General features: G+C 35.4%; 12 protein-coding genes. 10 read left to right on the top strand and 2 right to left on the bottom strand.

The genetic code is table 11. The features are described 5' to 3' along the window. The first annotated feature begins 141 nt into the window (after positions 1-141). The 8 genes from ACIPKN_RS03285 (at position 142) to ACIPKN_RS03250 (ending at position 8,367) form a co-directional block, all read left to right on the top strand. Complete coding sequence (locus ACIPKN_RS03285; protein WP_400933368.1) at positions 142-882, top strand: polysaccharide deacetylase family protein; 741 nt, start codon at positions 142-144, stop codon at positions 880-882. 193 nt (positions 883-1,075) lie between these two features. Next, positions 1,076-1,282: a hypothetical protein gene (locus ACIPKN_RS03280; protein ID WP_400933366.1), complete on the top strand. Its 207-nt coding sequence runs from the start codon at positions 1,076-1,078 to the stop codon at positions 1,280-1,282. Between the two features lie 27 nt (positions 1,283-1,309). Next, complete coding sequence (locus ACIPKN_RS03275) at positions 1,310-2,074, top strand: GNAT family N-acetyltransferase (RefSeq protein WP_400933364.1); 765 nt, start codon at positions 1,310-1,312, stop codon at positions 2,072-2,074. Between the two features lie 210 nt (positions 2,075-2,284). Continuing rightward, positions 2,285-3,019, top strand: a complete 735-nt coding sequence (locus tag ACIPKN_RS03270; protein ID WP_400933362.1) for a peptidoglycan recognition protein family protein — start codon at positions 2,285-2,287, stop codon at positions 3,017-3,019. Positions 3,020-3,373: 354 nt separating this feature from the next. Beyond that, positions 3,374-4,879, top strand: coding sequence for a lmo1851 family serine protease (locus ACIPKN_RS03265; protein WP_400933360.1), 1,506 nt, complete (start codon positions 3,374-3,376; stop codon positions 4,877-4,879). A 90-nt stretch (positions 4,880-4,969) separates the two neighbouring features. Beyond that, positions 4,970-5,872, top strand: a complete 903-nt coding sequence (locus ACIPKN_RS03260; RefSeq protein ID WP_400933358.1) for a CobW family GTP-binding protein — start codon at positions 4,970-4,972, stop codon at positions 5,870-5,872. Between the two features lie 372 nt (positions 5,873-6,244). Next, positions 6,245-6,946 (top strand): CAP domain-containing protein, encoded by a 702-nt coding sequence (locus ACIPKN_RS03255; RefSeq protein WP_400933356.1) that lies wholly within the window; start codon positions 6,245-6,247, stop codon positions 6,944-6,946. An 848-nt stretch (positions 6,947-7,794) separates the two neighbouring features. Continuing rightward, positions 7,795-8,367 (top strand): NPCBM/NEW2 domain-containing protein, encoded by a 573-nt coding sequence (locus ACIPKN_RS03250; protein WP_400933354.1) that lies wholly within the window; start codon positions 7,795-7,797, stop codon positions 8,365-8,367. 251 nt (positions 8,368-8,618) lie between these two features. On the opposite strand, the gene ACIPKN_RS03245 is transcribed toward ACIPKN_RS03250, so the two are convergent. Further along, positions 8,619-9,254 (bottom strand): cyclase family protein, encoded by a 636-nt coding sequence (locus tag ACIPKN_RS03245; protein WP_400933351.1) that lies wholly within the window; start codon positions 9,252-9,254, stop codon positions 8,619-8,621. A gap of 522 nt (positions 9,255-9,776) precedes the next feature. Here ACIPKN_RS03245 and ACIPKN_RS03240 point away from each other — a divergent pair. Continuing rightward, entirely contained in the window at positions 9,777-10,853 is a 1,077-nt protein-coding gene (locus tag ACIPKN_RS03240; RefSeq protein WP_400933349.1) for an undecaprenyldiphospho-muramoylpentapeptide beta-N-acetylglucosaminyltransferase, read from the top strand. Between the two features lie 136 nt (positions 10,854-10,989). Here ACIPKN_RS03240 and ACIPKN_RS03235 read toward each other — a convergent pair whose 3' ends face one another. Continuing rightward, positions 10,990-11,538: a GNAT family N-acetyltransferase gene (locus tag ACIPKN_RS03235; protein ID WP_142508034.1), complete on the bottom strand. Its 549-nt coding sequence runs from the start codon at positions 11,536-11,538 to the stop codon at positions 10,990-10,992. Between the two features lie 552 nt (positions 11,539-12,090). On the opposite strand from ACIPKN_RS03235, the gene ACIPKN_RS03230 reads away from it, so the two are divergent. Continuing rightward, complete coding sequence (locus ACIPKN_RS03230) at positions 12,091-14,118, top strand: diguanylate cyclase domain-containing protein (RefSeq protein ID WP_400933346.1); 2,028 nt, start codon at positions 12,091-12,093, stop codon at positions 14,116-14,118. Positions 14,119-14,158 lie beyond the last annotated feature (40 nt).

Raw genomic sequence — 14,158 nt, 5'->3', positions numbered from 1 at the left:
TTAATTCCAAAATCACTGTAAGGACAACCTCTAGCTGCTATCACTGAAGTATACACTGCAACAAAAAATCAAAAAAGAGCATTTTTTTTAACATTCCTCAAATAATAAGGTACTAAATATTTTATTTGAGGAGGTGAAGATTTGAAAAAACTCCTGTTTTTATTCCCTATTTGCCTTTTAACTGTCTCCTTTTTTTATGCAAAAGTCGGCGCAGAGAAATATGAAAATAAAGGAAGGAAGTATTATGAAGAAGCAGGACAAATTGTCTGGGAGGTCAATACGGATGAAAAAATTGTTGCCCTTACTTTCGATGATGGTCCACATCGGAAGTACACATCTCAGATTTTAGATTTATTAGCCAAATATCATGCGAAAGCTACTTTTTTTATTGTTGGTCAAAATGCGCAAAAAAATCCAGAGGTAATATCAAGAATGTATAAGGAAGGTCATGAATTAGCCAACCATACATTTACGCATCCTCTAAGGACGAATGTTCCGAATTTACTAAAGGAAATAAATCAAACGAATGACGTTATTCAGAACATCACAGGATTTAAGCCTACTTTATTCCGCCCTGTAGAAGGACAGTATTCAGATGCAATGATTCAAGCGATTGCTAAAGAAGGATATAAAGTTGTTATGTGGTCATGGCATTTAGATACTTTAGATTGGAAAAGTCCAGGTACTAATAGAATTGTTAACACTGTGCTAAACGGTGTCAAAGAAGGAAATATCGTTCTTTTTCATGATGGAGGCGGAAATCGTCATCAAACAGTGCAAGCGATGGATAAAATAATTCCTGAACTGGAAAGGCAAGGATATAAATTTGTCACAGTTTCTGAATTACTCGAAGTGAAGAATAAAAAAGACAAAAACCAATAGGTTTCAAATGTGTACTTTTACATTGTTTTTATGGGCTGTAAAGGATTTCAAATAATAATAAATTTTTTTCCGTGGGGAAATCAGGCTAAAGATATAAATAGCCTGATTTTTCATTTTCTAGGAATGACTTATCCATATACAGATAGCACAAATACGATGAAGATTTGTTGATTGGGGTGGGCTGGACGACTCCTTGGGGATCAACGTCACAGATGAGGCCCTGGACCGAGCGATGCGGGTGAAGCGGCTCATCGATCCCAAGGAAGCTTTGCTTTGTGCGAAAGCGAAACGGCAGCAACAAATGCTTTTCTGTGCGAAAGCGAAGCGTCAGCAACAACAAAGCGCCCAGCCAGAACGGAAACCAACCATACGTTATGTTTATAATTCAAAAAAGGTATAATTACCCTAATGAATAGGGGGATTGGTATTGTTGTGTAACGTTGAATTAGTTGAATGTAATAATGAGTTTTTAGAGGGAACTGGGAGTTTTTGTCTTAGAAGTAAGAAGAAATCAAGCGGATATATAAATAAGAACAAATGGCTGAACAATAGATTTGAGGAAGGCTTGAAATATGTGCAAGTGATGGACAATAAAAAACAAGTTGGGTTTATTGAATATACAGAAGCAGAAAATTCCTCAAGAGTGGTTTATGCGGATAGTTATTTAGTGATTCATTGTTTATGGGTAAGTACAGTTGGAAAAGGTTATGGAACTCGATTAATCAATAAATGTATAGAAGATGCAAAAAAGCTAGCAAAAAAAGGAGTTGTTGTTATTACGAATTCAAAAACGTCATGGGCACCAAGTAAAGAGATTTTTTTGAAAAACAATTTTCAACTTATAGATACGGCGCCATATGATTTTGAATTACTGATCTACCCATTGAGCAATGAAGTCCAACAACCTTATTTTCCGAATGATTGGGAGGACAGATTAAAAAAATTTAACGACTTAACGATTTTACGGTCATTCCAATGTCCATATGTTGAAATTGCAACAGAAAATATTATAGCTGGTGCAAATAAATTGAATATACAAGTTAAGCTTGTTGATCTTAAGGATAGAGAAAAGTTGATGGAATTATCACCAACCCCGTACGGTATTTTTTCTGTCATTTATAAGGGTCAGCTTCTTACTTTTCATAGACTAACAGTACATTCTGTTATAAAAAAATTAAAAGAACTGAGTTAAAAACTGCTCAGCGCACACCCAATATAATCAGTAAATTTCGAGTGCGAATATTGGTTATTAATGCTTATAAAAACATAGTAGAAGTTACAAAAGGTTCATAATATAGAGTGAACTTATTATCTATCTTCGAACTACAAAAGGTAAGATAGTATGATTAAAGTTCAATCATCCCGCTTTTTACATTATGACAAAAAGAAGGGGGGGAAACCTATGGTAACAATACGCCAAAAACTAGTATCAACTTCACAAGCAATGAATATAACAAATGGTAAAAATAATGCAAAAAAGTATATTGTCGTTCATGAAACCGACAATACGAGCGTTGGCGCTGATGCTGACGCCCATGCTCGTCTACAGATAAATGGTAACAGTAGGGAAGCTAGCTGGCATTGGCAAGTAGATGACAAAGAAGCTGTACAATCATTTGAACATTTTTGGGAGTGCTGGGGAACGGGAATGTATGTTGGTAATAGCCAAGGAATTCAAGTGGAAATTTGCGTAAATAGTGATGGAGATTATTTAAAAGCTGTGGACAATGCGGTGAATCTAATCGCAAAAATTATAAAAGATGAAAATATAACAATTCAAAATATTGTTCAACACAATTATTTTAGTGGGAAAAATTGCCCCCGTAATATTCGTGCTGGAAAAATACCTTGGTCACAATTTATCGACATGGTAAAAAAAGCTGGAGATACTCAAATACCTCCAGTAGAAACGCAAAAATATCGAATTTTCACGGGAACGTATAGTACTCTTAAAGCAGCAGAAAGCGCGGCACAGGTGATGAAAAAAACATTCGGCTGGCTTGTTTACATTGAGCAGGACGCTGCAAATTATCGTATTAGAACAGGAACTTTTACAGGAATCAATGCAGTGAAAAATGCAGATATGAAAATAAAAAATGCTAAATTGGCGCAAGTTACGTATATTAAAGATGCATAAGAGGATATGTAATTTCTAATATTCTATGAGGATTTTAGTTGACTGCTTCGAGGAAACGGGTAAAATAGAAAAGCAGTACCATTATATACCTTCAACTTAGCAGATAACAGAGGTGCCTTTAGAAGTGCTTTAAGGGCACCTTTATTTTTACAAAATCTAAAGCAATAACATCTACATAGAATAATGTGCTTAACAATATAGTGATTAAGAAATGCTGGATTTTATGAAGATTGTTGTAGGACAAGATTTGTCGTGAAATTTTGACAGTCTTTTTCTTTTCGTCTTCTCTATAACCTGTTAAGATGGTAATAGTGTGACAACAAGTTAGTGTATATGAGAGTGGTGACAATCAAGATGGATGAACAGAAAAAAGATAGTATAGAACAGCAGTCAGAACAAACACCCCCTACTGAAGTGAAACCAGCAGGACAATTTATACAAATGAAACCGTTTAAATTTATTATGCTGATGTTCTTTACAATCCTTATTACTGCAGGCTTAACGATATTTGCGTTAACATTTGGAGATAAGAAAGCAGTGGAAGTGAAAGTACCGAATGGGCGTACGGAATTTTCAAAATTGTACGAAGCCTATGATTTACTTAAAAACAACTATTACAAAGATATCGACGATGCGAAAGTGGTCGATGGCGCTATTAATGGCATGTTTGACGCTTTAGGTGATCCGTATTCTGATTTTATGGTGAAGGACGAAGCAGATCAATTTAAGTCTGGTTTGTCTTCTAGTTTCCAAGGAATTGGTGCGGAAATTCAAGAGCGTAACGGTTCTATTACAGTTGTGTCACCTATTAAAAATTCACCTGCTGAAAAAGCGGGGCTATTACCGAAAGATATTATCTTAACTGTAGATGGAAAAAGCATTCATGGGCTAAGTGCATCTGAAGCGGTAGCTCGTATTCGTGGTGAAAAAGGAACACCAGTAAAATTAACCGTGAAAAGGGAAGGAAACGCTGAGCCTCTTAATATGACAATTGTCCGTGATGAAATTCCGGTTGAAACGGTTTACGGTGAAATGCTTGAAGGGGATATTGCCCATATTCAAATTACGTCATTTAGTGAAAATACAGCAAAAGAATTTGAGAAGATTCTTGCAGATTACGAAGGTAAAGGCTTGAAAGGTATCGTCTTAGATGTACGCCAAAATCCAGGTGGTTACCTAGATGCTGCAATAGAAATTTCGAATTTATTTGTTCCAGAAGGTAAACCGATTGTCCAAGTACAACAAAAAGATAAAGAGCCGAAAATTACAAATGCTATTGCTGGTAAAAAATATAATATCCCAGTAACAGTCCTTGTGGATAGCGGCAGTGCTTCTGCTTCTGAAATATTAGCTGGGGCATTAAAAGAATCTGTCGGTGCTAAAATTGTTGGAGAAACATCGTTTGGTAAAGGTACAGTGCAAAATGTCACACCATTAAAAGATGGCTCTAACCTAAAATTCACAACAGGTAAATGGCTAACACCAAATGGTAACTGGATTCACGAAAAAGGAATTGCTCCAGATGTTAAAGTGTCATACCCATCTTATGCATCATTACCATACTTAGATCCATCTATGGAAATGAAAAAGGATGTGCAGTCTAACTCTGTAAAAGCAGCACAAGAGATGCTAGAAGTTTTAGGATATGAGCCTGGTAAAGCAAACGGTATTTTTGATCAATACACAGAGCGTGCAGTGAAAAAACTGCAAGCTGCAAGTGGTCTTGAAGAAACTGGCGTTTTAACTGGCGATACAACGTATGCTTTAATGGATGCATTACGTGCTAAAATAAAAGCAGATGATCCTCAATTGTTAAAAGCAAAAGAACTGCTTACTGGTACACCAGCAAAAACTGAGTAAACTACAAACTAACAAACTAACAAAGTAGCTGTCGCAGCAGGCGTCTCAAGTGGCCTTTTGCGACAGTTTTTTTTATAGGAGGTAATAATTGTGAAGGACGTATACTTATTTAGTGGCTTTTTAGGTAGCGGAAAAACATCCATGCTAACAGATGTTATTCGACAACTAAAGGAAAAAAATTTAAAGCCTGCTGTCATTATGAATGAGCTTGGAAAGCTCCCATTTGACTCACAGGCTGTGGAAAAGGATATTCCGCTTAAGGAAATGCTAGAGGGTTGTATTTGCTGCTCTGGCGCTGAAAAAACAGAGGCACAAATTCAATCCCTTCTATTAGATAGTGACTTTGATGTCTTAATTATAGAAACAACAGGTGCTGCACATCCTGTAGAAGCTTTAGACGCTGTTTATTCACCGTTATTTGCGGAACAGTTAAATGTCAAAGGAATTGTTACGGTTGCTGACTCGAAGCTGTGGCTAAATCGAGAAACATTAACCCCGCAAGTGCGCTCCTTATTTATGGAGCAAATCCGTCACGCACATTTATTGCTGGCCAATAAAACGGATTTATTAACAGAGGCCGAGCAGGCACAGGTTGTTTATGAGCTACAAGGCTTTAATCCTCATGCCTTTATTTTGCAAACTACAAATGGTCGAGTGCCGTTACGTTTATTAGAAGATTTAAAGGCAACAGCTCAGGTGGATAAACAAGACATTGTGAAAGCCCCAATAGCATCAATGCATCTCGGTTCACGATTAGTTGAATTTAATGACGTTGACTTTACACAGGGGCAATTTGAAGATTGGGTGCGCACATTGCCTGAAACCGTGTATCGAATGAAAGGCTATGTGCCAATAGAAGGTGTAAAAAATCCTTTACTGTTTCAATATGCGTATGGCATGGTCCAATGGCTTCCAGAATACATAAAAATGCCTGCAAAACTCGTTATTATTGGTGAAGATGTAAGTAGCTTAAATGTTATAGGTATTAATTAAATAGTAGGCTTCACTATATAGACATATAAAATCTGCTGATTACTACTAATAGTTGTCTTATTAAAGTAGTAATCATGGCAGATTTTTTTTTGTGGATTAGTAAAATAAAGGAAGTATGTTTCTATAGTTTAAGACTATAATTCGGATATGTATCTACTTGAATATTGAAAATATTTGATAGTTTTTTAGAAGTGTCAACCCTATTTGAAACGTAAGTATTTCATAGGCTGGTGGAACTTGCTAAAAATTATTGTCAAAAACCCTCTGTTTGATGCGAATTTATGTCTCCGGTGGTGTTGTTAGCAGATGCTGGTAAGAAATTTATTAAATTCGTACTTTACGATTGTTTGCAGAGAAGGAGGAATTGCAAAAATGAAAAAAACACTAACTGCAATTTGTGCAACATTTTTATTAGCAGCTCCAATTCAAATGGCTTCCGCTGCAGAAAATACTACAGAGGGGAACACAACTACAGACTGTAATAAAGTTGTTTATTCTTATAAATGGTCAAATCAGTGGTCAAATCATAAGTGGGTAGTTAAACAACCACAACCACAACCACAAACACAAGCACCAACAAAAGAAGTACAAGTACCAGAAAATAATCAAACAACAAATAACAATACACAAACAGCTCAAAAAGATAATACAGCTACTGCACCAGCTCAATCTAAACCATCAACAACTACTTCAGATGTGAATGCTTTTGAACAAGAAGTAGTAAAATTAACGAATGCTGAACGTACAAAAGCTGGTTTAGCACCATTTAAAACGGATGATCAACTGATGGCAGCTGCTCGTGAAAAATCACAAGATATGCAATCTAAAAACTATTTTTCACATACAAGCCCAACATTCGGTTCACCATTTGATCGTATGAAAGCTTTAGGTATTACGTATAAGAGTGCAGGTGAAAATATTGCACAAGGTCAACGTACACCTCAAGAAGTAGTACAAGCTTGGATGGATTCACCAGGTCACCGCGCGAATATTTTAAATGAGAAATTTACGCATATTGGTGTTGGCTATGTGAAGTCAGGTAACTACTGGACACAACAATTTATCCAAAAATAATAATAGCTTTATTGAATAATAGGGTCCACTAAGTCGTAAAAGACTTAGTGGACATCTTTTTTTATACAACATAATATAAGCGGAAATTTAGGTTTTGTAGGTAGAGAGATTTTTTCACTTTTGTGTTGTAAAAAAATTTCCGTGGTGTAATGAATGTGCATAATCAATAAAGTGGCTCTTCGGCAAATGAGCCTATTGGCATATGCCTCTTATTTACAGTGATTAAAGTGTGGGATTAACCAGACGTTAATCTGGAGCAGAAATTAATATTCCACCTCATACATAGCGATTTACTTGACCATTTTTTATCAACGTTTTTAATAATGTTTGGCTTAAAAATATATAACAAAGATATACTTATGATTAGACATCCGCAACACATCATTATATTCATGCAACTTCGCAAAATCAAAATGCTTGGCAATCAGTTGACCCTGTTTATGAGGTGCTTGTAATGCTGCCACCTGATCCAATTATCTTTAATACATGGGGGATAAATAATACAGGGGTTCCTCAAGAAGGGAATACAGTATTACATCATCAGTTTCAACGAACTCTTCTTTTTTTGAAAATAACTATCCGTGTAATCAAAAGTCAGGGCTCATTAAATGTGAGTACCTGCGTTTTTTTAATTTCTTATTATTTTCTTTTTGCTAAAACGCGAACATTTATTCTGAGATGATTAAAAACAAACGTTCTAGCGACAGTGGATCAATGTAATAAAGTGATTACGTTTTTATTTTTACATTCTAATTTTTAACAATATTTACAATTATAAAAAAGTATTTAAAATTTTGGTTTTTTATGTAAAGATATGATTGTACTTCAAAATCGAAAGGGGATATGATATGAAAAACACAAAGCACGTTATTAATCCAAAAAGTTTTCGATTTAATGTATTAAGTTTTGCTGTGGTTTTAATGCTTACTATTTGTACATTTTTTGTAAGCGGAAATACAACTACGTTAGCTGCACCTGTCTCTGTGTATTTAAGTGATGAGTTAACGCCAGTATCAGTTACAGGAGATATAGAGCAAATGACACCTGATTATTTTTCTTATAATAAAAACCAATCGTTTTATAAAACACAGTTATCTATTAAAGGTGTGAAATATGAAAAAGGGATTGGCTCGCATTCAAATAGTTCAATTAAGTATAATTTGAATGGACAGTATACTAAATTTACAGTTGATGTAGGAATAGATGATCAAGTAGCGCCAGGTCATGGTTCTGTGAATTTTGTGATAATTGTCGATGGTAAAATTTTGTATATAAGTCCGGTAAAAAAATCAAACGAACTAGCTGAACATGTAGAAGTAGATATTGCTGGAAAAAATACACTTGAGTTAGTTGCATTTAATGCAAATGATAATATTGACAATGATCATGCCGACTGGGCAGATGCGAAATTGTTTAAATAAAAAATACAATTTTTGGTTTCAAACTTGAAGAAAAAACGCATTTCGTCAAATTGCTAAACAGGTTGTTACCCATGTAGACCGAGATATTATATGGGTGGAGCTAAGATTGCACTATAAAGAGTAGTATCTCGAAAAAATAAGTACAGGATCATTACGAATTGTCTCTTTTAAAGGATTTAATTTCGAAAAAGTCCCCGAAGCAATAAACTAATAACCAGGTGCTCGATTGAGCACCTGGTTATTGCATGTTCTTATAATATTGCAATTGCTCTGACAGGAGCACCATCAGCATTTTCGTATTTCATTGGTAGGGCATAAAACGTGAACAGTTCATTGCCGATTTCACCGAGCTTAGTTAAATTTTCAACGATGACAAAATTAGAATCAAATAGCACTTTCTTGTGATTTGTTAAACTTGTCATTGAGTCGATGCTTATGACATCGAGTCCTACACCTTTTTTATTACTTTGAATTAGGTATTCAGCAACCTCTTCTGTCATGTGAGGGTAGTCACCAAAATACTTATCTGTTCCCCAGTATTGATCCCATCCTGTATAAAATAAAAGAAAATCAGCTTGATCAGCTCTTTTCTTCACTTTATTTATTCTGTCTAAAGTTATTTTTTGACCTTCTGTAAGATCACTACAATCGATGACCAAACCTTTACCTACAAATTGTTCCACTGAGATTAAATCTAATGTAATACCGTCTTTAAAAATATGATTTGGCGCATCCATATGCGTACCAGTATGTGAAGTCAAAGTTAAAGCTGTTTCTTTAAATCCATCAGATTCATGATTACATATTATTTTTAATGATGGTTGATCAGTGCCTGGGTAGACTGTTATTTTTTCAGTTAATGTGTGAGTTAAATCAATAATCTTCATTATTATACCTCGCTGTAATTAAGATTTATTAATTGTACCATTTAAAAAAGCCACTTTGTTAGGTTTAAATAATCGCTAAGCGGATAACACAGATTCGTTATCTCCAGCTTAGCGGTTTTTATATACCTATATCCAAAGAGGTACAAGGAAGAAATATATCTGTCGCTGCGTTTTCGGCACTAAAGACGTTTACATAAAGAAATTAAAAGCTTCATCTATATCTTTTCGTCCGCATATAGTAAAATAAAAGACTGTATACAAAAAGTAGTATGGCTACAAGCGGATGTCATGGGATCGGAAAGTAGTTAAAAAGGATGTTAGCCTAAAAAACATCGCATCCATGCGATAACGGCTAACTGACCTGCAACTTGTTGTTGCTGTCGCTGCGCTTCGCACAGACAAAATCCGTTGCTGTCGCTGCGTTAGCACGCTTTTGCGCAAACAACATCTGCAGGCCTAAGTACAAAGTCGATTCCGGACGCAATTATGCTAATGCCTAATTGATGGAATAGGAGAATTAATGTGAAACAACAAACAATCATTTTAACCGGTGGAGGGACAGCTGGTCATGTATCGCTCAATCAAGCGATACTCCCGTCTTTACAAGAGCTAGGTTATGATGTCCACTATATTGGCTCAGACGAGGGCATTGAAAAAGAATTAATAGGCGAGGCGTTTCCAAGTGTTCCGTTTTACGGTATTTCAAGTGGGAAATTGCGTCGTTATTTCTCGATGAAAAATTTTACAGATCCTTTTAAAGTGCTTGCTGGAATTATGCAGGCTTTTCGTATTATCAAAAAAGTGAAACCCCAAGTGATTTTTTCAAAGGGTGGCTTTGTTTCTGTACCCGTTGTCATGGCTGCAAAACTTGCTGGTGTTCCTGTAGTCATTCATGAATCAGATGTTACACCTGGCTTGGCCAATAAAATTGCGCTACCATTTGCATCACACATTTTTACGATTTTTGAAGAAACCTTGCAGCACTTACCGAAAGAAAAGGCAACTTGCACAGGCTCCATTATTCGCCAAGAGTTATTTATGGGAGATCGAGCAAAAGGGTTATCATTATGTGGCTTTACAACATTAAAACCTGTTCTTCTTGTGATGGGTGGGAGTCTAGGCTCAGTTGTCTTGAACGACGCGCTCCGTCAAAATATACCGGAGCTTGTAAAACAGTTTCAGATCATTCATTTATGTGGTAAAGGAAATTACGACAAATCATTAGAATCTACGCCTGGTTACAAGCAGTTTGAATATGTGACAACAGAATTACCGGATTTATTACATGCGGCAAACTTTATCGTCTCACGTGCTGGCTCCAATTCGATTTTTGAATTTTTAGCACTTCATAAACCGATGTTATTAGTACCATTATCTGCACAAAAAAGTCGTGGTGACCAAATATTAAATGCCAACTTATTTAAAAGACAGGGTTACGCGGAAGTATTGCAAGAGGAAGAGTTAACAAAGGAATCCTTTAAAAAATCGGTTCATGTGTTAACAGAGCGTAAAGCAGAAATGGTTGCAATAATGGAGAAAACTCAAAGACCGAAGACGCCAGAAGAAATGGCGAAATTGATTTTACACTATAAAAAGTAAATTTGGTAGTCAGTGCCTATTGCAAAATTTGTACTTAAGCACAATACAGCAATTAATATTAGCAAAAACAGAAAAAAGCTATGTGCATGTCATCAAGACTGAACACATAGCTTTTTTTATGAAAATCCATAGTAGATTACATCGCTTGTTCTTCGCCCTCTGCCAATTGATTGGCTGTTGTAAGATAGAACAAGTCTTTTGGAATTTTATATAAATTAAATTGCGCCTCACCGCTATTAACCTGTGTTAATAATGTTGGGTGACTTTCATTCGCACTCATAATATAGGGTAGCTTTAAGGCTGCACGCTGTGATTTTATATTTTCAACACGAATACGGAGAAATACCGTATGGAAGTTATAGTCAAAAAAAAGTTCATTCAAAAAAAGCATTTTCGCCTTTTGGTTATAACCTTGCCCTTGATAAGGGAGTCCAATCCACGTTCCTAAAAAGCCTGCACCATCCTCGACATCATGAATGCTAATGGTGCCGATTGGTTGACCCCAATCATCAGTAATTGTCCTTGAAATAGCGAGTCCCTTCGCTTCTTCTTCAATCAGTTGTTTTGTCATAAACCAATATTCATCAGCTGATGTAGCTTTTTGACGGACAAAAGGGAGAACAGAAGGGTGTGATAACAGCTCATAGAGCTCAGTACATTCATGTAGGTCTCGATGTTTAAGCATACGAAACGCCTCCTTTACTAGGGTAGTTAAAACAATTCCTTTAAAACATAAAGAAGAAAACTAAAATTCGTACTGGAATTAAAACCCAAAGAACTAGACGTTAAAACTATGATATCCATAATCTCCCGCTGTCTTACTGATTTTTCGACCATACCGAAAAAAGGCTAGTTTTTTTAATATAATATAACAATCATACTGCTTTATGCAATCATTTTCCTTGCTAAAACAAAAAATAAGTTTATTAGTCGGTAAATTCTGAAAAATAAAAAATTGCATAAATAGTTAAAAATTGTTTTATATAATTTCGGGGATCATTAAGTCTAAAATATCATTTTTAAGAGTAGAAATACTTGAAAAGTGTTTCTTTAGAATTATGTTATTTCATCGAAAGAGGTAAAATATCAAAAAATAACCTTAAAAGGATAAATTTATTTCGATTCGAGAAAGGTGATTCTTTTAAATTATGTTATAATAGTAGTATTGATTTTTTTGTATATACAAAAGCTATTTAAAAATTTTATATTAATATTAACGACTTATAGGGGTGACAGCATGGAATATCTTTTAAGCGAAGATTTATTTAATGAATTGTTTATTGGCAAAGATTTTGTCTTTTTAATGAAAAAAGTGGGAGACGATTATCAATATATTCGCTTAAATAAAGCAGCTCGAGCTTTGTTATCACATGAGGCGATTGGAAAAATGCTTTCTACCCTTACCTCAAGTCGGAAAAATTTTTCTATAATTCAAGAAAACTACAATCAAGCGATTACAAAGCATAGTCAAGTTGATTATGTGGATTATGCCTTTTATAAATCAGAAGTTCGTAAATATGAGACATCTGTTAGACCGATTAAACATAATAATGAAGACTATGTTTTAGCCATAACAAAAGAAATTCTCTATGATCATAGTATCGAAGATAAGTTTTTATTTCTTCGTTCAATGTTTGACCATGCTTCTTTTTCTACGGTCATCTTATCAGCTGAAGGGTCTATCTATGAGGTGAACTCCAGCTTCACGGAAGACTTTGAATTAGATACAGAAACGGTTAAACAGCAATTATTCGTCGATCTACCAATTGTTCCTAAAGATGAAGTAGGGAAAATCCAGAGCTATTTACAAAGAGCAGCTATGGGCGAAAATATTGGCGAAAAATTCATCAAACTTCATACACTGGATAAAAAAGAGCGTATGTATTTAGTTTCACTATCTCCGGTTATGCAATGGGATAATTCATTTGCTATTTTTCTTCTCATGCAGGATTGCACACAATTCACTGAACAAAAAGCAGAGTTACGCTCAAAATCTCATGGTTTAGAGGTTTTTAAAGCTGCTCTAAATTCAGCAGCTTCCATTGCTGTTTTGGATAGTAATGCTAATATACTAGAAATTAATGATTTGTTTTTAAATGCGACTGGCTTCACGGCAGAAGAGCTAATAGGTCAGCCTTATAAATTAATAGAGCCTCGTTACAATGCAGAAGACTTATTACAATTAATTAAAACAACGCTAAAAGCGGGGGATATTTGGCGAGGCGAGCTATGCTACCGTACAAAATTCCATGCTGATTTTTGGGTAGAAGCATCTATAGTTCCATTAAAGAATGAATTCGGGGAGACAGAACAATATTTATCCATTAACTATGATATTACGGACAAGAAAAGAATGTTAACGGAATTGAAAAATATTGAACGCACATTCCGTCTTATTACAGAAAATACAAATGATTTGATCGTCATTACAAACGAAGATGGCATCATTATTTATGCCTCGCCTTCCTATGAGATTTTCTTAGGCTACGAAAATGTAGAATTACAAGGTCAGTTTTATAGTAACATTGTTGATGAACAAAGTAAGAAGTCTTGGCAAACATTTTTAAATAATTATTCAGGCCAAACGGAAACGCAGTTTGAGCTACTGTTGAGGGCGAAGGACGGCACGCCTGTTTGGACTGAAGGAAACGTAACAGTTGTTCATGATCCTGAACGCGAAAAAGTTTCACAAATTATGATGGTATCCCGTGAAATAACGCATCGTAAGGAACGAGAGAATGATTTATTATATTTAGCTTATCACGATACGTTAACACAACTACCAAATCGTCGTTTTTTACAAAAGGAGTCTCCGAAACTATTGGTAGAAGCGCAAGAACGGAATGAGTGTTTAGCTATGCTTTATATCGATGGGGATGACTTTAAGCGAGTTAATGATCGGTACGGCCATGACACGGGGGATGACTTTATCCGAATGTTTGGCCAAGTTTTAATTACGGCTGTACGTAACCATGATTTAGTTATACGAATGGGTGGCGATGAATTTGTTGTCGTCCTAACAGGTTTAACTCGGAATGATGAGACGAGACATACACAAATAATGGATATTATTAATCGCATTCGGAATGAACTAAAAAAGGGTTGGACAATTGAAAGTCATTACTTTGCTCCAACTGCTTCCATTGGTATCGCTTATTATCCGGATCACGGTCACACACTAAATGAATTGCTAGAATTAGCAGATCAAGCTTTATATAAGGCAAAGGAAATTGGAAAAAATAATCTCTATATTGCTGACGCCTAAGCAATTATGTCTCGTCCGCTTCGTTTTTGCTACTAAAAGA

The organism is Lysinibacillus sp. NPDC086135 (assembly GCF_044746345.1).
In the GTDB taxonomy this organism is placed as follows: domain Bacteria; phylum Bacillota; class Bacilli; order Bacillales_A; family Planococcaceae; genus Lysinibacillus.
This window is presented reverse-complemented; position numbering and strand designations above follow the sequence as displayed.